Origin of the sequence: Lentibacillus populi (genome assembly GCA_014642895.1) — a bacterium.
GTDB lineage: Bacteria > Bacillota > Bacilli > Bacillales > Amphibacillaceae > Lentibacillus_C > Lentibacillus_C populi.
On record BMJD01000008.1, the window covers coordinates 1 to 22,824 of the forward strand.

At 38.6% G+C, this 22,824-nt stretch carries 21 protein-coding genes; 5 read left to right on the forward strand and 16 right to left on the reverse strand.

All coding sequences use genetic code 11. From position 1 onward, the window contains the following. Nucleotides 1-203: 203 nt before the first annotated feature. Nucleotides 204-1,565: an IS4 family transposase gene (locus IEX12_RS07115; protein ID WP_088049373.1), complete on the forward strand. Its 1,362-nt coding sequence runs from the start codon at nt 204-206 to the stop codon at nt 1,563-1,565. A gap of 240 nt (nt 1,566-1,805) precedes the next feature. Here IEX12_RS07115 and opp4C read toward each other — a convergent pair whose 3' ends face one another. From opp4C to IEX12_RS07140, 5 genes are read right to left on the reverse strand one after another with little or no spacing between them, the layout of a single operon-like run. Then, nucleotides 1,806-2,726 (reverse strand): oligopeptide ABC transporter permease, encoded by a 921-nt coding sequence (gene opp4C / locus IEX12_RS07120; RefSeq protein ID WP_250889831.1) that lies wholly within the window; start codon nt 2,724-2,726, stop codon nt 1,806-1,808. Between the two features lie 26 nt (nt 2,727-2,752). Further along, nucleotides 2,753-3,718, reverse strand: a complete 966-nt coding sequence (gene opp4B / locus IEX12_RS07125; protein ID WP_102416122.1) for an oligopeptide ABC transporter permease — start codon at nt 3,716-3,718, stop codon at nt 2,753-2,755. A 43-nt stretch (nt 3,719-3,761) separates the two neighbouring features. Then, nucleotides 3,762-5,504, reverse strand: a complete 1,743-nt coding sequence (gene opp4A / locus IEX12_RS07130; RefSeq protein ID WP_188724852.1) for an oligopeptide ABC transporter substrate-binding protein — start codon at nt 5,502-5,504, stop codon at nt 3,762-3,764. Between the two features lie 25 nt (nt 5,505-5,529). Next, a complete protein-coding gene (locus IEX12_RS07135) occupies nt 5,530-6,549 on the reverse strand; it encodes an ABC transporter ATP-binding protein (protein ID WP_188724853.1) in 1,020 nt (339 codons plus the stop codon). Next, the gene (locus IEX12_RS07140; protein WP_188724854.1) at nt 6,546-7,580 is read right to left on the reverse strand and encodes an ABC transporter ATP-binding protein; all 1,035 of its coding nucleotides are present in this window, start codon (nt 7,578-7,580) and stop codon (nt 6,546-6,548) included. Before IEX12_RS07140 ends, IEX12_RS07135 begins: the two co-directional genes overlap by 4 nt. A gap of 461 nt (nt 7,581-8,041) precedes the next feature. Here IEX12_RS07140 and IEX12_RS07145 point away from each other — a divergent pair, with 461 nt between their 5' ends. Continuing rightward, entirely contained in the window at nt 8,042-8,479 is a 438-nt protein-coding gene (locus IEX12_RS07145; RefSeq protein WP_102416126.1) for a GNAT family N-acetyltransferase, read from the forward strand. Between the two features lie 328 nt (nt 8,480-8,807). Here IEX12_RS07145 and IEX12_RS07150 read toward each other — a convergent pair whose 3' ends face one another. The 3 genes from IEX12_RS07150 to IEX12_RS07160 all read right to left on the reverse strand — a co-directional run bounded on the left by IEX12_RS07150 (nt 8,808) and on the right by IEX12_RS07160 (nt 11,372). Then, on the reverse strand, nt 8,808-9,269 hold the full coding sequence (locus IEX12_RS07150) for a zinc metalloprotease (protein ID WP_188724855.1): 462 nt from the start codon (nt 9,267-9,269) through the stop codon (nt 8,808-8,810). Between the two features lie 316 nt (nt 9,270-9,585). Further along, nucleotides 9,586-10,101 (reverse strand): GNAT family N-acetyltransferase, encoded by a 516-nt coding sequence (locus tag IEX12_RS07155; protein ID WP_102416128.1) that lies wholly within the window; start codon nt 10,099-10,101, stop codon nt 9,586-9,588. Between the two features lie 341 nt (nt 10,102-10,442). Next, nucleotides 10,443-11,372, reverse strand: coding sequence for a DUF1002 domain-containing protein (locus IEX12_RS07160; protein ID WP_188724856.1), 930 nt, complete (start codon nt 11,370-11,372; stop codon nt 10,443-10,445). A 230-nt stretch (nt 11,373-11,602) separates the two neighbouring features. Here IEX12_RS07160 and IEX12_RS07165 point away from each other — a divergent pair, with 230 nt between their 5' ends. Beyond that, nucleotides 11,603-12,877, forward strand: a complete 1,275-nt coding sequence (locus tag IEX12_RS07165; protein ID WP_188724857.1) for an MFS transporter — start codon at nt 11,603-11,605, stop codon at nt 12,875-12,877. Between the two features lie 129 nt (nt 12,878-13,006). On the opposite strand, the gene IEX12_RS07170 is transcribed toward IEX12_RS07165, so the two are convergent. From IEX12_RS07170 to IEX12_RS07190, 5 genes are all read right to left on the reverse strand, one after another. Further along, nucleotides 13,007-13,951 (reverse strand): ABC transporter ATP-binding protein, encoded by a 945-nt coding sequence (locus IEX12_RS07170; RefSeq protein ID WP_102416130.1) that lies wholly within the window; start codon nt 13,949-13,951, stop codon nt 13,007-13,009. Nucleotide 13,952: 1 nt separating this feature from the next. Continuing rightward, nucleotides 13,953-15,011 carry an ABC transporter ATP-binding protein gene (locus IEX12_RS07175; protein WP_188724858.1) on the reverse strand — a complete coding sequence of 353 codons (1,059 nt, stop codon included), beginning with the start codon at nt 15,009-15,011 and terminating at the stop codon, nt 13,953-13,955. A gap of 17 nt (nt 15,012-15,028) precedes the next feature. Next, nucleotides 15,029-16,048 carry an oligopeptide ABC transporter permease gene (gene opp3C, locus IEX12_RS07180; RefSeq protein WP_102416132.1) on the reverse strand — a complete coding sequence of 340 codons (1,020 nt, stop codon included), beginning with the start codon at nt 16,046-16,048 and terminating at the stop codon, nt 15,029-15,031. Next, nucleotides 16,045-16,977 carry an oligopeptide ABC transporter permease gene (opp3b, locus tag IEX12_RS07185; protein ID WP_102416133.1) on the reverse strand — a complete coding sequence of 311 codons (933 nt, stop codon included), beginning with the start codon at nt 16,975-16,977 and terminating at the stop codon, nt 16,045-16,047. The genes opp3C and opp3b overlap by 4 nt, the downstream gene beginning before the upstream one ends. Before the next feature lie 124 nt (nt 16,978-17,101). Beyond that, nucleotides 17,102-18,808 (reverse strand): peptide ABC transporter substrate-binding protein, encoded by a 1,707-nt coding sequence (locus IEX12_RS07190; RefSeq protein WP_188724859.1) that lies wholly within the window; start codon nt 18,806-18,808, stop codon nt 17,102-17,104. Between the two features lie 568 nt (nt 18,809-19,376). Between IEX12_RS07190 and IEX12_RS07195 the strand changes: the two genes are divergently transcribed. Then, complete coding sequence (locus IEX12_RS07195; RefSeq protein ID WP_102416135.1) at nt 19,377-19,724, forward strand: DUF3899 domain-containing protein; 348 nt, start codon at nt 19,377-19,379, stop codon at nt 19,722-19,724. 203 nt (nt 19,725-19,927) lie between these two features. Here IEX12_RS07195 and IEX12_RS07200 read toward each other — a convergent pair whose 3' ends face one another. Next, nucleotides 19,928-20,764, reverse strand: coding sequence for a GNAT family N-acetyltransferase (locus IEX12_RS07200; RefSeq protein ID WP_188724860.1), 837 nt, complete (start codon nt 20,762-20,764; stop codon nt 19,928-19,930). A gap of 172 nt (nt 20,765-20,936) precedes the next feature. On the opposite strand from IEX12_RS07200, the gene IEX12_RS07205 reads away from it, so the two are divergent. Next, nucleotides 20,937-21,182 (forward strand): YuzB family protein, encoded by a 246-nt coding sequence (locus IEX12_RS07205; RefSeq protein WP_088051455.1) that lies wholly within the window; start codon nt 20,937-20,939, stop codon nt 21,180-21,182. 33 nt (nt 21,183-21,215) lie between these two features. Here the strand turns inward: IEX12_RS07205 and IEX12_RS07210 are convergent, their stop codons facing one another. Both IEX12_RS07210 and IEX12_RS07215 read right to left on the reverse strand, forming a co-directional pair. Beyond that, entirely contained in the window at nt 21,216-22,382 is a 1,167-nt protein-coding gene (locus tag IEX12_RS07210; RefSeq protein WP_088051456.1) for an iron-containing alcohol dehydrogenase, read from the reverse strand. 17 nt (nt 22,383-22,399) lie between these two features. Next, nucleotides 22,400-22,777, reverse strand: a complete 378-nt coding sequence (locus IEX12_RS07215; RefSeq protein WP_088051457.1) for a RidA family protein — start codon at nt 22,775-22,777, stop codon at nt 22,400-22,402. Nucleotides 22,778-22,824: the final 47 nt, after the last annotated feature.

Here is a 22,824-nt window from a genome sequence, read left to right on the forward strand (position 1 = left end):
AAATTTGCTTCCTTCAATAAAAACGAAAAAAAACCTTCTAAAGGACTCTTAAGGTGAAATAATTCCGTTTTATGCGGCGAAAAAAGGTAAACTTAAAGTGTTATGTTGCTTGACACTCAATCATCATAAAAGAAAAACACCTCCAGTTTTGGTATAGTTTAATTGTCCAGAAAAAACTACCAAATAGAAGAGGTGCTCCTACTATGATAGCGAAAAATAACCTAAATAAGCAACTGCCAAACGAGTTAAAATCTACATTTAAAGAATTAAAAGTTCTAAAACATCTAAGACATGCAGGAATCACGAAGAATTTTGGCTATTCCTGCGCTCATCTTTTTCAATTAGTCTTTTGTTTGATCTTCGAAAATAAAAACTGGTTTCGCGCACTTGAAAGTAAAAAGTCTCCTGAATTTCCGGCTAAGGATACTGTTTACCGCTTTTTGAATCAATCAACATTTGCTTGGCGTCGATTTTTACTATTCTTAGTCGCGTTTACCGCTGGAAAGGTAACGAAACTTACAAATCATGCCCGTCCGAAAGTATTTATTTTGGATGATTCTGCATATGATCGAAACCGTAGTAAAAACGTAGAATTACTTGCTCGTTGCTTTGATCATGCTTCCCAAAAAATGCGCTTTTACAAAGGATTTCGCATGTTAACTTTAGGTTGGTCTGATGGTGCGACGTTCCTACCGGTTGATTTTTCTTTATTGAGTTCGAAAAAGAGCCAGATTAACGGTATTTCTTCAAAAATTGACAAGCGCAGTTCTGGCTATAAGCGACGTCTTGAAGCGTTACAAACTGCACCGGAACAAATCCCGAATATGATCAGTCGCGCAATGAACACGGGGATCCAAGCCGATTATGTGTTGATGGATACATGGTTCACGCACCAGCCACTCATTAAAGACATTAAAGAACAAGGTCTAGATGTGATTGGTATGGTCAAAAAATTAAAACAGCGTTACCTAGTAGGTGACGAGCGTGTATCCTTGGAACAGCTCTATCGTTTGGCGACTCCAACCGATGGAAAGAAAGGGATTTTGCGCTCCATCCATACTGTCCAAGCAAACGGTGTCCCAGTAAAAGTGGTCTTCGTTCGCAATCGCAATAAGAAAAATGACTGGTTGGCTATTTTAAGTACAGATTGCACATTGAGTGATCAAGAAATTATTCGCATTTACGGCATGCGATGGGATATTGAAGTCTTTTTCAAAACAACAAAATCCTTACTGAAGCTACAAAAGGAATTTCAAGGCCGTTCCTATGACTCACTTATTAGCCATACAACTATCGTGTTTACAAGATATATCGTGTTGTCATGGCAAAATCGTTGCAGTACAGATCAACGTACTTTAGGTGGCATGTTTTATGAGCTTTGTGATGAAATCAGTGACCTTGATTGGGCTGTAGCATTACAGCAATTAATCGAGCTTCTTGAAGATACCATCAAAAAGAGTAACAAGAAAATGCAAGGATTAATCAAAATTCAACTACAGCAGTGGATTGCAGGCTTGCCTAATTACATCAAGGTTTACCTGCCTATTTCAGCATGCGAAAGTTGAGTTATTAGAATAATTTTATAATTGAAGTCAACATTATCCTTATCAACCAAGATAAAGCCATAAAACACGTTTTAAGCCAACATGGGATGATTGAAGTGGAGTACCAGAACCTGATCGGCTTCTGTTTTTAAAAATATGTTTATTGGGAGTTTAGATGATGAAAATATTACTGTACAATAGGAATTATCTGCAATACACAAAAAGCCTGCCCAATTGAATGGACAAGCTTTTTTTAGCAGTTTACTTACTTTTAGATCGTGGATTGAATGCATCTTTGAAACCTTCACCGATAAAATTGATTGCTAGAATCGTGAAAGTAATTGCTAAACCAGGCGGTATCCAAATCCACCACTTACCACTTAGCGTTCCGGGGTCACGTGCGGTTTGCAGCATATTTCCCCAGCTTGGTGTACCAACTGGCACGCCAAATCCTAAATAACTCAGCCCCGTTTCAGCAACGATCATTGCCGCAAGCAGGAGAGTAGCCTGCACGATTACAGTTGACATAACATTAGGCAACAAATGTTTCATGATAACCTTTACGGGTCTGGTACCAATTGAAATAGCACTCAGTATATATTCATTTTCCTTTTCTGACATTACCTTACTTCGAATTACCCTTGCGGCTCCTGTCCAACTCAGAAAACTAATAACCAAAATCAAGGCCAGTACGCCACTGTCGACAAAGATTGTTTTTAAGACAATAACAAAAATTAAAAATGGAAAATTCATCATAAAATCAGTAAAACGCATTAAGATAGAATCTACTTTACCACCATAAAAACCAGATATTGTCCCAATAAGTGCCGCAATAATAATGATGATAGCGGTGCAGGAAAAACCAATCAGTAAAGATGTCCGTCCGCCATATAGTAGCATTGTAATAATATCCCTACCAGCACCGTCAGCACCTAGCCAATGCTCTGCTGAAGGTACAGCATCTATTAGTCTTGGTTCAATTCTACTCGGGTCAATGTCCGTCAAAAACGATGCAGACATCGATAAAACTGTTACAACAACGAGAAAAATAAGACTAATCATTGCTAAGATATTATGGGTAAACTTTTTACGTGCAATTGCCCACTGTGACAGACTCTTTTTCACCGGTTTTCCAGCTTCTAACTTTGGAGGGGTTGGTTTATCAGGCAGTTGATTTGTCATTGGATCCATGTGCTATCCCTCCTCCATTAGTCTAACCTGATCCTTGGATCTACTAAGGCATACAATATGTCTGCTATCAGGTTTCCAATAAGTGTCATAACGGTGAGTAGCATTGTAATTGCCATTACTACCGTATAATCGCGGTTATTAATGGAATCAACAAATAATTGCCCAACCCCAGGATACGTAAAAATTGTTTCAATAATAACCGAACCACCGATAATACCTGCCAGGTCAAATCCTAAGAGTGTAACGATAGGAATAACGGAATTCCGTAAAATATGCTTATTATAGATTTTACGTTCCGGTGTACCTTTTGCACGTGCAGTTCGAACGTAGTCTTTTTGTGCACTTTCTATCATGTCATTCCGCAAAAACTGCGTATAACTGGCAATAGGCAGTAACCCTAAACACAATGATGGCAAAACGGCGTGTTCCATCTTACTAACAATATATCCCCATGATCCTGGATCTACTCCTGATGCAATACTTCCGGTTGCGGGAAGCCAGCCTAATTGAAAGGAAACGAAATAGATTAAGAGTAAAGCCGCAACAAAGCTAGGCATAGCCAGAGCCAAATAGTTGATAATCTGCACACCATAATCACCGGTTGTATTTGGACGCCGACCTGCATATTTTCCCATTAAGAAAGCAACTATGTACGTAATAAACATCGCTATAACAGCTAATAAAATTGTATTAGGAAGCCGTGATAAAATTAATTCTGAGACGGGCATTTTATGCACGAATGATTGTCCAAAATCTCCTTGCAGAAAACCACTAATCCATCTTAAATACTGTTCATAAATCGGATCATTCAATCCCAATTTATCACGCATTTCCGCAATATATTCCGGATTGGCATTCAATGGATCAATTTTCCCTGTTAGGGCATCTCCTGGCATTTGATGTGCCAGGAAGAATACCACTATAGAGACAAGGAAAATAATGGGGATCATGATAGCGATTCTTCGTAATGTATAAACGAGCATATTATTTTCCCCTTATGTTACAGATTGTTATCCTTGCTTACTATTATTTGCCAGCGTCAGTTACCCACCATAAGTGTGTATCTACTTGGGATGTAAATGAGTTTGTATGAACATTTTGTAAACGCTTGTTAGCTGCATACACATCTACTGGTGAGTACAAGAAGATCATTGGCAGCTCTTCGTTTACAAGCTTTTGCCATTCACCATATACTTCAACACGGTAATCTCTATCAAACCCTTTATCACTAATACCTTCCTTGATTAATTTATCCGACTCTTCATTTACCCAGCGCGGATAATTCCACAAATCCGTTTCTGTCCATAGACCAGTCGGGTCCGGATCGCTGGCAAGCCCCCAGGCACCCATAAATGTATCAACCGATGGATCGTCAGCTTCTACCGTATCATAGAATAGGTTGAACTCTTTCAATCCGCCATTTAACTTGGCATTAATACCGACATCCTGCCAATTTTGCAAGACATATTGCGCACGCGGTTCAGAAATATCGGAACCAGACATTGAATCAAAGTTCACAGTGAATTCATTACCGTCTGGATCTTCGCGCCAGCCATCACCGTTTACATCTTTATAGCCTGCTTCATCAAGCAATTGTTTTGCTTTTTCCGGATCGTAGTCATACGTAGTCAATTCAGAATCATCAACTTTTGCCCAGCTTACTGGCGGCATTGGCGCTTCGATTAATTCACCTAAACCGTTGGAGAATGAGTCTAGCATACCTTGACGGTCAATTGCATAGGACATTGCCTGGCGTAATTTTTTATTCTGGAATTTTGGATTATCCATTACATTCTTTTTCTCTTTTTTATCCCAGTGCCCAAATTTAAAACCGATATAATTATAACTTAATGCCGCTTCTTCATGTAATTCTATATTGTCGATCCCTTTAATCTCCTTATATTGACTTGATGGTATTTTCATGATATCAACTTCACCTTTTTCTAATGCGCCTGCAGCTAGTGAAGCATCAATAACTTTATAAACAACCCCATCCAGGTATGGTTCACCTTGCCAATAATCTTTAAATTTTTCCAGCTCAACCATTTCACCTGGTACAATATTTTTCACCTTAAATGGCCCTGTACCGATTGGATTTTTCCGAACTTGATCAGATTCTGGCAAGTCTTTGACAGCTATACCTTCATAATAGTGTTTAGGCATTGGATAGCTCCATAGGTTATCAATGGTATTTGGTGCCACGTCTGTTAGTTGAAGGACAAGCGTTTTTTCATCTTTCACCTCAATACCAGAAATACTGTCTGCTTTGCCTTGATGGTATTCCTCTGCCCCTTCAATCATTGCAACGTTCGAATAACGAGAACCTTCATAATCAGGGTGAGCAATTACTTCATATGCGTAAGCCATATCTTCGGCAACTAACGGTTCTCCGTCATGCCATTTGATTCCATCTTTAATGGTAAAAGTTACGGTATTCGCATCTTCATCAACTTCATAATCAGCCATGCCAGGCTCTGGTAACAATTCATCATTTGTATCCACTAGAGCCTCAGTCATAAAGTTAAGTATGAGGTCATCATCCTCGCCTTCATACAGTCCTCTATCCAGTAACCCTTGGAAAGGTTGTGTAAATGCGTATGTTACTGTACCACCCTTTTGCGGCTCATCTGCTTTTGCTTCAGACTTGTCATCGCTGTCTGAACCTGAATCTTTCTCTCCACCACTATCTGATGTACTATCAGCACAAGCAGCTAGTACCATCGACATTGCAAATACTAACGTTAATAAAAGCCAATACTTCTTTTTCAACAATTATTCCCCCTTAAAATGTTAATCACTCATCCTCGTACAAAAGACATGCGACCTGTTGATTAGGCCTCACCTCCTTTAATTGCGGTACAATTTCCTTGCATTTCGGCATTGCAACCGGACACCTTGTATGAAACACACAGCCGGTAGGTGGATTCTGCGGGCTAGGTACATCCCCTTCCAAAATGATTCTTTCCTTTTTATGTAATGGATCGGGTTCTGGGATTGCCGATGTTAAGGCTTGGGTATACGGATGTAATGGCTCCTTATAGATAGCATCTTTATCCCCTACCTCTACCAAATGCCCCAAATACATGATGCCGATTCGATCACTCATGTGTTTAACAACGCTTAAGTCATGGGCAATGAACAAATAGGTTAAATCAAACTCATTTTGCAGCTCTTTTAAGAGATTTAACACTTGTGACTGGATCGACACATCAAGTGCGCTGACCGGCTCATCAGCTACAATTAACTTCGGATTTAATGCGAGTGCCCTGGCAATACCAATTCGTTGCCGCTGCCCGCCAGAAAACTCATGCGGATATTTATAATAATCTTCTTCACGAAGTCCTACTCGACGGAGCAGTTCCTTTACGTCCGCCTTTAGGGCTTTATGTGATTTATTTGTATAGTTGCGAATTGGTTCATCAACTAAATGGCCGACCATCATTTTCGGATTTAATGATGCGTACGGATCCTGGAATACCATCTGGAAATCTTGGCGTGCCTTTCGTAAAGCCGAGCCGCCTAAATCGGTTATATCCTCACCATCAAACATGATCTGACCTTCCGTTGCTTCAGTTAACCGCAGTATTGTTCTACCTGCTGTCGACTTACCACAGCCTGACTCACCTACAAGACCGAACGTCTCCCCTTTTTTAAGGGTAAGAGAAATATCATCGACAGCCTTTACATCGCCAACCTTCCGTCTGAAAAACCCAGCATGCACTGGGTAGTATTTTTTCAAATTTTTAACCTCTAATAGTATTTCTTTTTGATCCAGATTCTTTTTCTTCTTCTCCGATACTACCTGCACACTCATAACTTCACTTCCTCCTTTTCACCTGATGTTGTTTCTGGATGGCATGCATCATAAAGGAGGCACCGTGCGTATTGTCCGTCTGCTACTTCGGCAAGCTGTGGGGTAACCTTCGTACAATCACCAAACGCCTTTGGACACCGATCGGCAAACCGGCAGCCAACCTGTGGCATATTTTCTAGTGATGGAACCACCCCTTCAATCGAATTCAGTTTCTCCTCGTCCTGATCCATTCTGGGAATACTGCCTAGCAATGCCTCGGTATATGGATGTTTTGGCTTGGTAAACAATTCAACAACATTGGACGTTTCCACTACTTGCCCGGCATACATGACGATGACCCGATCGGCCATTTCCGCTACAACACCTAAATCGTGGGTAATCAGCATAATCGCCATATCTTCTTTATCTTGAATATCTTTCAGTAATTCCAATATTTGGGCTTGGACCGTAACGTCCAGTGCTGTCGTTGGCTCATCCGCAATAAGTAATTTGGGGTGCAAGGCAATTGCCATTGCAATCATGACACGCTGCCGCATTCCGCCCGACAGCTGATGAGGGTATTCATCAATAATTTTCTCCGGTCGGGAAATCCCAACCTGCTTTAATAAAACAATCGCTTTTTCACGTGCTTCTTTTTTAGAAATCTCCAGATGATTAAACAATACTTCCATTAACTGCGAGCCAATCGTAAATACTGGATTTAACGCAGTCATTGGTTCCTGGAAGATCATTGCAATATCCTTGCCGCGTACCTTGTTCATTTCTTTATCCGATTTTTTTGTCAAGTCTTCCCCGTTGAATAAAATTTCACCGGCTGAAATTTTCGAGTTTTGTTTAGGCAAAAGCTGCATGACCGATAGTGACATAACACTTTTTCCACAGCCTGACTCCCCAACAACACAAACAACTTCTTTCGGTTTAACATCTAAATTCACATCTACTATTGCATTATGTAATTCGCCATCAATAATAAATCCCGTATGTAAATTCTTTATTTTGAGCAGGTCGTTGTCATACTGATTGAGTACCAACCACTCTTCCCCCTTTATGTAAAAGTATCAAGATTGCAAACATTCGCAGTAAAAAAAGCGATGCCACTACTACTATATTTTAATTAAATCGTAACATTCCTGTAATATAACAACTATTTGTTCAAGTATAAATTATTTTCAGATTGTTAACAAGCCTTTTTTCACATTTTTATATCATTTTTTTGAAATTTGTGTTTAATTCCCTAGAAAAAACAAAAAAACCGGGGATTATTTAATGATTTAAAAAGGTATAATGACCCACTAGATTGCATCCAGTGGGTCAATTTACTTAACTATTCCTTGCTTTGTGTTCGTCATTAATAATACCTGATTTTCAATGTCATAATGTATGATTTTTGACAGTAGCTACAACAAGAAATCATGATAATTAAAAACTTTGAGATACTGGTATTTCATGCTAAACTGATTAAAAGGATATTGAAAGGACTAGGCTTAATTTAATGGATATTAGAAAACCTAATGATTCGGAATTTAATAAGATTTTATCAATTTCGCCACAAGCTATATATGATGGTACATTGGGTGAAGTCAAGCCCACTAATGAAAAAATTGAACAACTTATAGAGCCACTACTGAAAAAGGGAAGCTATTACTTAATTGCAATAGAAGACGATAAATTAATGGGATGGATCCTTTTAGGAGCAAGTAAAGACCAGTTTACTGATAAGATGAATGGATTTATTTATGAACTGCATGTTATAGAAGAATTTAGAGGAAAAGGAATCTCTAAACAATTAATGAAAACTGCCATTAATCATCTAAAACAAGCTGGATACTCAGAAGTCCGTTTAAATGCTTATGCAAAGAACCAAGCTATTAAACTATATGAAAAAATGGGATTTAACATAAGAACAGTTACTATGAGTTTGCGGTTATAAACAGTACTAACTATTTACATGAGCAGCATATAAACAAACCACCGTATAAACTTGAAGTGTCATTTTTGCTTGGCTTTTTGAATATCCTTATCCTTAAACTTCAAACTCTTTAAAGTCCTACTCCTGATAAGTTAAACTGGCAGCCACTGTTCAACTAACGCCACCAGTTGTAGCTTTTAAATAAAATCTGGATTTTACGGCAAATTTAAAGGAATCCATTTTGAAAAAAGATTGATAAAATGGATTCCTTTTATACGAAATTAACTGGAATTTTTGTAAAAAAGTTTGTTCATTTTCTGCCATGTATCTTCAACAAACGGCACGTATATTATTTTTTTAAATATTTCAATACCCGGTATCCATCAGAGGGATACCCACCATAAGGACCCCACCATTTTGGATAAATTATAGGAATAATTGTTCCAATAAATTGTAAAAGGTTCGTCCAAAACAAGCCGCTTATTAGGAAATAATTATTTATGGGACTATTGAGAAAGAAAAATAAGATAGTTGCAAAAATAGCTGATATTAATGGTCCACTTAATGAGACAATCACGCTTTGAAATGTTGTCATATCGTTTGGTTTTTCATATTTACATATTCCACCTGCTCCCCAAACAATATGAAAATGAATTCTCCCGATTTGAAAGTTCTCTTTATTTGAATCACTGAAATCACCTAGGTAAATCCTTGCTACTCCATCTTTTGCTAAACAAACTAACCCAGCTGCATGACCTATTTCATGAATAAGTGTTGTAAGAGGAACTCCTATGATATATAGAAACCCCAAAACCAGTATATAAATGACATTCCCACCCCTATTTATAATTTATTCAGTTGCTCCCTATACCTTTTCAATTTATTTAACGCGCTGGCCCTTATACGCAAGACTGCGCTTTTATTCCATTATTGCGCCAGTTTATTTTATCTCATATAAAATTTAAGTTCGATCTTCAACAATCTGGCCCTATTCAGAAACAGTGCCTTCTTATTCGATTAAAGCGCCATTTTCTAGAAGATCGTTATTTAGAACTATGTAACAAAGTAATTAGGTAAAAGCATCAGCTATGTTGAACAAGAAAGAGGAAAGAGAAGTGCTTCATAAACTAATGATTAGACAATTCATAGTACGATAATCTGCGCCCATTATAATCCCTGTCATAAATAAACTTAAATCCAAGTTTGTCTATTACTTTCTTAGAATTACTGTTATTGGTTCTCACCCGGGCAATTAGTTTATGAATCTTAAGTGAATTAAAGGCGAATTGTATAGCTGCATTTCCTGCTTCTGTCGCATATCCTTTACCCCAAAATTTTGGATCAAGAAGATAAATAATCTCTATATCCTCTGTATCGTCGATATATCTTAAACCACAATGTCCCATAATTTCATCAGTTGATTGATTTATTAGCGCCCAAACACCAAAATTGTGCTGTTTCCAATGCTTTATGATTTGATTGACATACTGCTCGGTTTCTTTAAAAGACATTCCGTTTCCTATGCCAAGCCAATTTCCCACATCATTTTTCTTAACTATTTCATAAAATTCTTTAATATCCTCAGTAGATAGCTTTCTCATAAGAATTCGCTTGGTATTTATATTTAATTGCCCACTTTTCATGAAACTCCTGAACTCCTCGCATACATTCTCAGTCCTTTTGTTCTTTAATGACATTCTAATTAAACAATTCCAATTTCTTTATTTCATTCAATATTCCTTCTTCCACTATACCGCTGATAATAATTATTTCAAATCCACATTATTTGCACAATACATTTATTCCATTATCGCGGCCTTCAACGGAATAATCTTATAGTACTTTTACATAAAAACCCCTTAAACAATACATAGTCAAAGGGAAAAAGGTGCAACTTTATTTCAAAGCCGCACCAGTTCCTCAATGAAAAAGCATTCCAGCCTCAGATGTTTTCTTAACACAGTATTTTAAATTGGATAATGATTTAACTAAATAGCCCTTTGATGAAATTACCGATCATCTGGAAGATTTCCCTAAAGAAATTTCCTACCTTTTCCCAAAAGCCGGGATCCAACCCTAACTCATCTATTTTATTTTTAACCGTTGATGCAATATCTTCAAGCTGGTTTTTTACTTTGTCAAAGTCAATATTGAGATCACGCATTTTTTCGAAAAGATTAGTTAACATTTGCCTGTCCTGGTCACTTAGCGAGATTTGCAACTTATCTAGTTGTTCCTTGACAATTTGTTCGACTTCTTCCTTTGTAGCTGGATCTTGTTCGGCAATTGCTTTTTTAATTTCTGTCATTAATTCACTTACTTTTTCTTGGTTCATTCCTTCTTTTTTCGCAAGGTCTGTCGAAACATCCAATTCTTCATCCGCCAATTGCATTCGTTCTTTATCAAGCTCTGCCCCTTGAACATCATATGCTTTGTAGATTCCGGTTAATGCCGAATGACCACTTACTTTTACTGGTGAAGCGACATCAACAGTTGCATCTTCAACACCGGCTGTTAACAATGCATTTGCATACATCTCACTTGTCACTTCTGTTATATTTTCCAGTGTTACAATATTAATGGTTAGCCCTTTACCTTTTTCCTCTCGGGTGATTTTCGCGGAAGAATACATACGCGAATTGGGATCCCCGTCAATATAATTGGCAATATCTTGTCCCGTCACATTATATTCCTCCGTATTATCCGGATCTTTTACCTCAAGGAGCTTACGAACCTCTTGCTTCTGGCTATTTGATAATGTATCACCGTAAACGACAATCGGAACACCCAGTTTTTCATTGATGCTCTCAGATTTATCATTTGCTCCTTCTGCTGCCATGACCGGTAATGCAATCCCGGTAATCAAGCCAATTAGTAATGCAGCCGTTGTAAGCTTCTTCCAAAAACGTCTCATATTGAATTCCCCTTTACATACATTTCTATACTATTCGTAATGTCAAACTTATTTCTATTCGTTTGCAGTACATCCTATTCCTGATTATTATAACGCATCCGTCGAGATTAAACATGGACTTTATACCGTTTTAGCAAGGAAAATTTGTGGAAATTTAGTGATAACGTGACCGTGAGCATAAAACTTTCATTTTGTGTCTGCACTCGATATTATTTAGAGTGACGAAATAAATGGCACGAAAGAAGGTATTGGCAATCGTTGACCAGCAAAATTCAATTGTAAAGCGAAATTTAGCGATCATGTGGTTTGCTAACTTTTTTGTTTCCGGAAGTATGACAATGGTGCTTCCATTTCTCTCTTTGTACATTGAAACCTATGGAGATTTCTCGGCTTCCTATGTACAAAATTGGTCCGGCTGGATTTTTGGTATTACGTTTGTGACCGCACTACTCTTTTCACCAGTTTGGGGACGAATCGGCGACAAATATGGCCGGAAGCGAATCCTGATGATTTCTGCATCAGGTCTGGGTATCTCTATCCTCCTGATGGGATTCGCCACCAACGTATGGCAGCTTTTTATCTTGCGGTTTTTCATGGGGATATTTACTGGCTTTATTCCAATATCACAAGCGTTCATCTCGACGCAAACGCCAAAAAACATTGCCGGCCGCGTGCTGGGTACATTGCAAACCGGCAGCATCACCGGTTCATTAATGGGACCTTTATTGGGTGGCGCCTTTGCTGATGCGTTCGGTTATGCAGCAACATTTAAATGGACGTCTATCTCTATCTTTATATCAGGGATAATTGTATACTTCGGGGTAAAAGAAATTGTGATGAGATTCGCTGATGACAAAGATGACACAAAAGCCTATTCAAGCAAGGAAGTGATCGCCCACATTATTTCCCGGCCCGTACTGCTCGTTGTCATGTTAATCTCCATGCTTGTTCAAGTCGCCCACTTTAGCGTACAACCAATTTTATCGTTGTATGTCAGTGAATTGCACGGAACAGCAAATATCGCATTATTTTCCGGGATGGCCTTTTCGGCAGCAGGTCTTGGTAATCTGTTAATGGCGAGGAGATGGGGGCGCTTAGGTGACCGGATCGGGTATATTAAAATCGTGATAGTTCTGCTGTTCATGGCAGGCATTGTCTACTTCCCGGCGGCATTTGTCACGAATATTTGGCAATTGATAGTCCTGCGCTTCTTACTCGGTATTTCGATCGGCGGTATTATTCCTGTCCGCATTGCCTATATCCGGCAAGAGGCACCACTCTCCATTCAAGGTGAGGTACTCGGCTACAATACTTCCTTACGATTTGCCGGCAATATCGTTGGACCAGCACTTGGAGGAATGCTCGCAGGATTCTTCGGTTTTTCTGGTGTATTTTTCGTAACAAGCGGCCTGCTTGTATTAAGTGGCGTGATCATGTTGGCAGCCTGGTATCGACATGAGTCTGAGGGAAAGCATTCGCGCCGGCTTTCTTCTAATCATGGTTAATCTGCTGCATTAGTTGCAAAATTAGGCTTTAATAGTTCTCTATTTTAGGTACGCAAAAATGGACAGTTATGTTAAACTGTCCATTTTTGTTTTACCTGATTTATTCCAATGGCGTATTGGACTGACTTCTTACTTTGGTTTATATTCTGTTTTATATTGTTTAAACTCCGCTTCCGAACAATTGACAAAATGCCCAGGGGCAATCTCCCGCATTTTTACATCATCATCTTCTTTATAGTGATGCATGCTTGGTTCATACGTCTTACGGGTGCGTGAGCGTTCATAGTCAGGATCAGGAATAGGAATTGCTGAAAGCAGGGACTGTGTATAGGGATGCATTGGATTACGATACAAATCCTCAGCAGGAGCAAGTTCCACCAACTTACCAAAAAACATGACACCGATACGATCACTTATATATTTAACCATCGATAAATCATGGGCTATAAACAAGTATGTTAACTGTTTTTCCTTTTGCAACTTTTTCAGTAAATTAACCACTTGAGCTTGAATCGACACATCTAAAGCCGATATCGGTTCATCCGCTATGATAAATTCAGGCTCTACTGCTAATGCTCTTGCTATTCCTATTCTTTGCCTCTGTCCTCCAGAAAATTCATGTGGAAAACGATTCGCATGCTCTCGATTCAGACCAACTGTTTCCAAAAGCGAATAGACCCTTTCTATACGCTCCTTTTGTGATTTGGCAAGCCCATGGATATCAATACCTTCCGCAATAACGTCTGATACCTTCATCCTAGGATTTAGGGATGCATAAGGATCCTGGAAAATCATTTGCATCTTTCGGTTAAATGATTTTAATTGCGAACCGGATTTTTTCCCATGAACATTTTCTCCTCTATACAGAACCTCACCATCTGTTGCATTATATAAGCGGATCATCGACCTTCCTGTTGTTGACTTTCCGCAACCTGATTCACCAACAAGTCCTAATGTTTCTCCTTTATAAATATCAAAGGAAATACCATCTACAGCCCGGACTTCTTTCGGTTTTCCAACATTAAAATACTGCTTCAGGTTTTTTACTTCGATCAGCTTTTCTAATTCCGCCATGTTATTTCCCCCCATTTAAAGAACCAGCTTGTTTTTCTTGGAATTTATCCATTCTTTCTTTGACTGCCAAAGGTGGTTCTACTTTCGGTGCATCAGGGTGTAACAGCCATGTAGCTGCATAATGCGTGTCCGACACTTTAAACATTGGCGGTTCTTCTTCCAAATCTATTTTCATTGCATAAGGGTTTCTCGGAGCAAACGCATCGCCCTTAGGCGGGTTCAGCAAATCCGGTGGTGTACCCGGGATGACATACAGTTCTTCCTCCGTTGTATCCAGGCTGGGCATGGAGCTAATTAATCCCCATGTATACGGATGCTGTGGGTTATAGTATATTTCATCCACTGTTCCAATTTCCACAATTTTTCCACCGTACATAACTGCTACACGATCCGCAACATTTGCCACAACACCCAGATCATGTGTAATAAAAATGATCGATGTCTCTATACGTTTTTGAAGTTCCTTCATTAAGTCCAATATTTGTCCTTGAATCGTAACATCCAAGGCCGTAGTCGGTTCATCCGCAATTAACACTTTTGGAGTGCAAGCAAGTGCAATCGCAATAACGACACGTTGCCTCATCCCCCCTGAAAACTGGTGCGGGTATTGTTTAATACGAATTTCCGGTTTAGGAATTCCTACTAAATCCAAAAGCTTTAACGCACGTTCTTTTGCTTCTGCTTTACTTAGCTTTCGATGCTTTAAAAGCGGCTCCATAATCTGTTTTCCAATTGTCATTGTCGGATTAAGTGAAGTCATTGGATCCTGAAAGATCATCGAAATGTCTTTTCCGCGGATTTTTTGCATTTCTTTTTCTGACGCTTTAACAATATCTTTGTCATTAAAAAGAATTTCTCCTGCTTTTATTTCTGAATTACCAGGTGGCAACAATTGCATGATCGACTTGGTTGTTACCGATTTGCCTGATCCGGATTCTCCGACAATCGCAAGTGTCTCTCCTTCATACAAATCGAAGTTGACACCCCTGATCGCCTGCACTTCACCAGCAAATGTATGGAACGATATATTAAGATCTTTAACTTCCAATAATTTTTTCATTTCGCTTCACCTCAACTTTAATCACGCATTTTCGGATCAAATGCATCACGTAGTCCATCACCAATTAAATTACATGTTATTAAGATAATACTGATAACAATACACGGAATAATCATTAAATGAGGTAAAAATTGAAACGTTTTATATCCATCCTCAATCAATGTACCCAGAGACGCTTCCGGCGCTTGCAATCCGATTCCAATAAAGCTTAGAAAGGCTTCAAAGAAAATGGCACTTGGAATCGTAAACATCGTGTTTATAATAATAACTCCTGATAAATTTGGTAATAAATGTTTGAACAGTAATCTACCGTTCTTAGCCCCTAATGTTCTCGAGGCGAGTATATACTCCTGGTTTTTCAATTTTAATACTTGTCCTCGCACAACCCTGGCCATTCCGATCCAACCCGTTATAACCATGGCAATTGTGATCGACAGTATACCCGGGTTCAAGATTAACAGCATTAAAATAACAACGATCAGGTTTGGAATCCCAGACATAATTTCCAATATTCGTTGCATCACATTATCAACTCTACCACCTTTAAATCCTGACACTAACCCGTAAATCACACCAATTAACATATCGATAAGTGCTGCTAAAAGGGCTATATATAGTGACACCCTTGTCCCCAACCAAGTCCGGGTAAACAAATCCCGTCCAAGACTGTCTGTTCCAAACCAGTAATATTCATCTATATTCATATCTTTATATTTATTTGTCTCTACACCACCGATTTCCTGGCTGCCGTCAAATATGCCCCAATCCTCTAAAACAGGAATTCTTGGTGGAAGATTAGATCTACTGACATCTTGCTCATAACCGTCATGCGATGTAAGGTGAGGCCCGATAATAGCCATTATGACTATAATGAGCAAAATAACCAAACTGATTATCGCGCCTTTATTTTTTCGAACACGAAGCCAGGCGTCTTTAGCAAATGAAAGTTGTGGTTTGGCTATTTTCTCGTTATCAAAACTATCCTTTGGAGCGGGCTCAAATCGGTGTTTTTGTATCTCTTCTGTGCTTTTTGTCATGATTTATCCCCTCCAGCCAAGCGAATCCTTGGATCAATGATTCCATATAGTATATCTATTATTAAAATAATTAGCGTAAGCAAGAAAGCGAAGAATAACGTTGTCCCCATGATAATTGGAAAATCATTTGTTTGAATGGATTTTACAAACTGTTCACCGATTCCTGGAATAGCAAATATTTGTTCTACAACCATCGAACCCGTCATCAATCCAACTGCCATAGGCCCCAGTACCGTTATCAGAGGAATTAGCGCATTGCGGATAGCATGCTTGAACGATACTTCCATTCTTGAGTTTCCTTTTGCTTTTGCCAATGTTATATAGTCTGAACCTAAAACCTCGATCAGTTCAGTTCTCATAAACCGGGCTGCAGTTGCAATTGGAAAGATTGCCAATGAAATGGTAGGCATTATTGATGAGGTAAATCCATTCCAGGACGCAACGGGAAGTAACTCAAGCTTAACTCCTATAAAATATTGTAAAACAGCAGCAAATACGAAGGATGGAATTGATTTTCCTAATACAGCCAAAAATGTACTTCCATAATCGATCCATGTATTCTGAAACATAGCAGCTAGTACCCCAAGCAGAATACCAATTATTGTTCCGATAAACATCGCCTGAAAACCAAGTTGTAATGATGGTCCAATTCGGCTTTTTAAAAGGTCTGTTACAGGCTGATTATCAAATTGAAATGATACACCAAGATCACCTTTCACAATATTAGCCATATAATTCGCATATTGTACAGGGATTGGCCGATCCAAACCGTACTTCTCATTTAAAATCTCGCGCTGTTCAATGGATAATTTTTCTTCATTTTCAAATGGTGTCCCAGGCAAAAACTTCATCAAAAAAAATGTTGCTGAAGCTATAATAAATAACGTAATAACCAAATAAATTATACGTTTTGTAATATACTTCGCCATCTTATTGCCTCCTATATGCGAATAAATAGAAAATTCTAATTAAACTTGCACAAAAATGGGGAAAAGAGAGTACCTTTAACGAAATACCCTCTTTTCCAATTTGTTTGTTTAATTTGTTAAAATTTTACTTTTCGATTGTAACATTCTTCAGTGAATAATCCGGGCCAAATAAGTGTTCTTCTAACCCTTTTACATATGGTTTGATCAACGTAATTCTACCACGCTGATAGATAGGAGCAACTACCGTGTCTTCTTGTACCAATAGTTTTTCGGCTTCCAGCATTGCTTCCCAGCGTTTTACAGGGTCATCTGCATATTTAACTTTCGCATCGTTAATCAGTTGATCATATTTTTCACTTGAGTAACCTGTATTATTGTTTCCTCCGTCTGTAACGTACAGGTCAAGGAATGTCATTGGATCCAGGTAATCCGGTCCCCAACCATGCATAACAATATCATAATCCTGTTTGGTCACTGTGTCTAAGCGAACTTTAAATGGAACATTTGTCAATTCCACTGTCAAACCCTCAAGATTAGTTTCCAGCTGATTTTTGAAATACTCGGCTGTTGTTTTGGCATTTTCTGTATCATCACTTAAGTAATCAAGTTTGAGTTTATCCACGCCTAACTCTTTCAAACCTTTTTGCCAATACTCTTTTGCTTTCTCTACATCATATCCTATTAGATCGCCGCTTTCTTCACGGAAATCTTGATCTGTTTCAGGGTTGTTTGCCAAACCTCTTGGTACATAACCATCACTAGGAATCGATCCATTGGCCAGTACAGTTTCTGTAAATGACTTTTTGTCAAACGCCATGGCTAATGCTTTTCGGATATTCTTATTTGCTAACGGAGTAGCTTTTCCATTACGTTCCTGGTTAAATTTAAGGTACCATGAGCTTCCTTCTTCAAAAGTAGAAGCATTTTCATCGTTTTTGTACTGTCTGGCATACTCAGCACTTAATGCCGCTGTACGGTCTACCTTGTCTGTTTCAAATAAATTAACCGCCGTACTTGGTTTTTTGGAAACCTGAACATTTACTTCATCCAAGCTTACATTATCTTTATCGTAATAGTTATCATTTTTAACATATTTCCAAGTCAAGCCGGAACCATCCCATTCTGTTAGTACAAATGGGCCATTTGCCAACATATTGTCACTGTTTGTTCCGAATTTATCGCCCTTTTCTTCCACAAATTTTTCGTTTAATGGTAAGTACGTACCAAATGCTAGCAATGAGCTGAGGTATTCCACTGGTTGTTCCAGCGTTACTTTTAATGTATGATCATCGACAGCTTCAGCACTTAATTCTTTTGGATCTTTTTCTCCATTCATGATTTCAGTAGCATTTTTAATAATTCCGGAGAACATGTATGCATATTGTGATGCAGTATCAGGATCTACTGCTCTTTGCCAAGAATACACAAAGTCGTGAGCCGTAACAGGATCGCCATTAGACCATTTTGCATCTTCACGCAATTTAAATGTATAAACTGTTCCATCCTCGCTTATTTCCGGTTCTCCATCTGCGATTGCAGGAACTGGTTTATCATCTTTATCTAAAACATAGAGCCCTTCCATGGTTTGTCCGAATACAATAAAGCTGGCAGCGTCCGTCGCTTGTGCTGGGTCACCAGTTGGAATTTCTGCCGTTTCGACCATATTAAAGACCTGCTTGCCGGAAGAGTTGCTATTTTCTGAACCTTTTTTGTCACCATTGCTTCCGCTTTTATCACTGCTGCTTGAGTCTGAACCTCCACCACAAGCGGATAGTACCATTGCCACAGTTAGGACAAAAGCAACAATGAGAAAATATTTTGACTTTTTCATTCTCGACCACCCTTTTAAGTATTTTTTTTACACTACATTTTTCATTATACAATAATATTTTTAATTGTAAATTGTTTTTTTAATTTCATTTAAAGTAATCCAATAGTTATTTTGTGTAATATTTTTGTCATTTTCCCATGCAATCGCCCTGTGTTAAAGGAACTAGAACGGTTTTGGAATTGCACCTTTACTCGAAAAAAATTATGACTTTAGTCCTAATTATTTTATTGATACACTTTAAGATGTATTGTTCTTTTACTAGTTCCTTTTTTACAAATTACCAAATTTCATCCTATTTGTATCTGATTTTGCCACGGGTGTATTTTTAAGAAACCTAACCGGCACCATCTTTCTCTAATTTATGGATAATGTATGTCATGTATTAGCCAATCGATGGCAAAATAATAGATATATAGAAAAACACAAGCCTAATAATTATAAACCATGATTTTTTATGCTGTACTAGTGATATAATGGTCATAGCAGATGACTTAGCTACGGCATACGAGCATCATGTAAAGGTTTCTATCCTTTCTCTTAAATATTTTATTAAAGGACGTCGATAATTATGTTAAAAAAATTTTTGATTTGGATTGGTATATCCCAATTATTAATACTTTTCTTCTCCATCATCTTTTACAAACGGATTGATCTTTTATCCTACATAAATGTTTCTTTTATCATTGGTTCTATTCTTATCCTGATATCAATGGCGGGTTATGTAATGAAAGGTCGCTTTTTTGATGTTGTCTTTTACAGCTTTCAACATATTTTCAGCCGAATGACCGAAAGAGAAAGGCGTCCACTATCCCAGCTTGTGCCACAAAATTATTTACTTCCATTTACAGCTGGTGTGGTTACAATTTTGTTGATGCTCTGTTCACTACTTCTTTATAACTTAAGTTCAGCATCTTAAAGACCAATGAAAGAATCCTTTCAAAAAAACCATAAAAAATAAAACGAGTACTGACTTTTCAGTATAGTCCAAGAATTCCTAGGGCATTGCATTTTAAGAAGGATGGAATGTGATAACACATCTTATAAAAACGGATAGCTTTTCCTTAGCTGTCCGTTTTTGATGGATGAATTTGTACTTGAATCAACGTTTTCTTGATAGCATTACCTTGCCAACGTATAATAATCCTGCGATTGATAGGACCTGAAACCACATGTCTCATAAAGTTTAAGCGCATGATCGTTTTTTGTCTCTACCTCCAGAAAAAGGGGATAGCCTTTTTCTCTTTCCTGTTTAATGACCTTTAGCAAGATCTGTTTTCCATACCCCTTACCCTGGTGCTCCGGAGCAATACAATACCCAAAAATCCAGGCCTCATCGTTATGATGAGCAACTCTGATCTTGCCAATTACAATTCCGTCTAAATCAATTATATAAAATTCCTGATCTTTATCTTTTTTGATCCGTTCATTATACAGCTTTGCCTCCTCTTCTTCAAAACCGAAACAGCTGATATCCAAACGAACCTCTTCGGCAAAATCTTCTGGCCCTGCGTTTCGAAGTACTAAGCCTTTATCTGTCATTTTAAAATCGCCGCTTTGTTTCTCATCGTATTGCATTTGGTGCTCGGTCATTGCATATATACAGAATTGGTTCATCACAAATTCCCTTCCTGATACAGAATTTGCAGGTGAATTAAGCAGTATCGTTTTATAATCACCTTCGCTAATGACATCTAAAGCATCGTGAAATAGTTTTGTAAAAATTCCTTGTCTTCGGTATTCTGGTTTCACCATGCCACATACCTCGATTTTCGTACCAAATCCGTACAGCCCAAGAAAGCCAACAAGTTCATTATTTATATAGTGGAAAAAATCGAGATTTTCATTGCTGGAACGATTCTGGAGCATTTCCCAGTTTAATTTTAATTGAAATTGTTCATCCGCTTCACATTCGTGTTGCAATTTTTTAATATCGTTTAACTGCTTTTCAGTAAGCATCGCATGCCCTCCCCTTTGAACGTATTATACTACAATTATGTATCCGGGAATTTATTATTTTTATGGGGAAATTCTTTGATGCCATAACGGTCATTGACGCAAAAATATTGAATTGCTTTTCTGGATATGCTACAACTGACACAGTCTAACTTATAGAAAGAAAGTGATAACAGTGGGTATTGTCGTTATCGATGTTTGTGACGGAAATGCGATTACCACGTTAGATATAGAAGGGATTATTGAAGCTGAATTTCCCGAGGCTTCTGTTGTCATTAGTGAATGCCTATTGCATTGCGGATTATGCCGGGTTAGACCATATGCACTCGTAAATGGGAAAAAGGTTTATGCAAAGACCCCGGAAGAATGCTTGGATAAAATAAGGGAAACCATAAAAAAAGAACTAGCTGTTTACTACTAACAGCTAGTTCTTTTTTGAGTACCCTGCTTTTTCCTATAATGCAGCTTTAAAAATCGCAACGGAATCTTCTCTTGTTAACCTTGCAAATTTCCCGTACTCAGGACGAGCTATGACGGTTTTGTCCGCCATTACTTCGATCGAACTTTGATCAATTGCATATTCGGCAAGATGTGCTGGTGCACCAATGGAAGACCAGAATTCCCGCAGCTTTTCAATTCCTTCAACCGCTGCTTGACGATCTGATTTGCCAGAAGTGTTTACATCAAACACACGTACAGCTAGTTGCTTAAACCGTGCAACATTCTCATCCAGCACATGCATCATCCAATGCGGGAACAAAATAGCCAAGCCGCCACCATGCGGAATGTCATGCACAGCAGATACAGCATGTTCCAAATTATGTGTAGCCCAATCGCCTTGGTAACCCATGTTCAGCATACCATTTAATGCTAAAGTTCCGCTTAACATAACCGTTTCACGATACGCATAATTCTCCAGGTCCTGCAAGAGCTTTGGAGCTGTTTCCATTACGGTACGCAAAATTGCTTCACAAAAGCGATCCTGTATTGGTGTATTAGCTGTATGATGGAAATAGTGTTCTAAAACATGTGACATCATATCAACTATTCCGTAAACCGTTTGTTCACGCGGCAATGAAAACGTATGTGTTGGATCCAAGATGGAGAATTTAGGAAATGTAAAGGGTGTGCCCCAGCCATGCTTTTCGTTTAATTCCCAGTTCGTGATGACCGATCCGGCATTCATTTCTGACCCAGTTGCCGCAATGGTCAATACCGTTCCAAAGGGCAGTGCTTCTATTGCTTGCTCCTTCTTCGTCACGATATCCCACATATCGACATCTGTCTTTGCCCCAACGGCAATTGCCTTCGTGCAGTCAATCGTACTGCCGCCGCCAACCGCTAGAACAAATTCAATTTCCATGTCCTTACAAATCTTGACGCCTTTACGAACCGTTGATATACGTGGATTCGGCTCAACACCAGCCAGTTCATAAACGTCTGCGTTGATCTCTTGTAATTTATTGATAACATTGTCATAGATACCGTTGCGCTTAATGCTGCCACCGCCATAAACAAGCAAAACTTTCTTTCCATATTTGGCAACTTCTACTGGCAGTGCATCTAATTGACCTTTACCAAATATCAATTTTGTTGGGTTATAATACGTGAAATTATTCAATAACTTACATCCTTCCGTTACTTTAAATACGCAACTACGTCCATTTCTACAAGCACATCTTTAGGAAGACGACTCACTTCGACGGTCGCTCGTGCAGGATACGGTTCTTGCAAATAGCTTCCATAAATTTCATTTACGGTTGCAAAGTTATCCATGGATGCAAGGTAAATCGTGAATTTGACTACCTGCGAGAAATCTGCTCCTGCCTCTGTTAGAATGGCCTGAAGATTTTTCAGCACCTGTTTGGTCTGTTTTTCTATCCCCTGTTCCACATCACCTGTAGCAGGGTTAATCGGAATTTGCCCCGAAACATAGACGAAATCCCCCGCCTTAATCGCCTGTGAATATGGCCCAATGGCCGCTGGTGCGTTTTCTGTCTGAATAGCTTTTACCATTATTTATGCCTCCTTATATATTTCATTTCCTTTATTTTATCACTTCT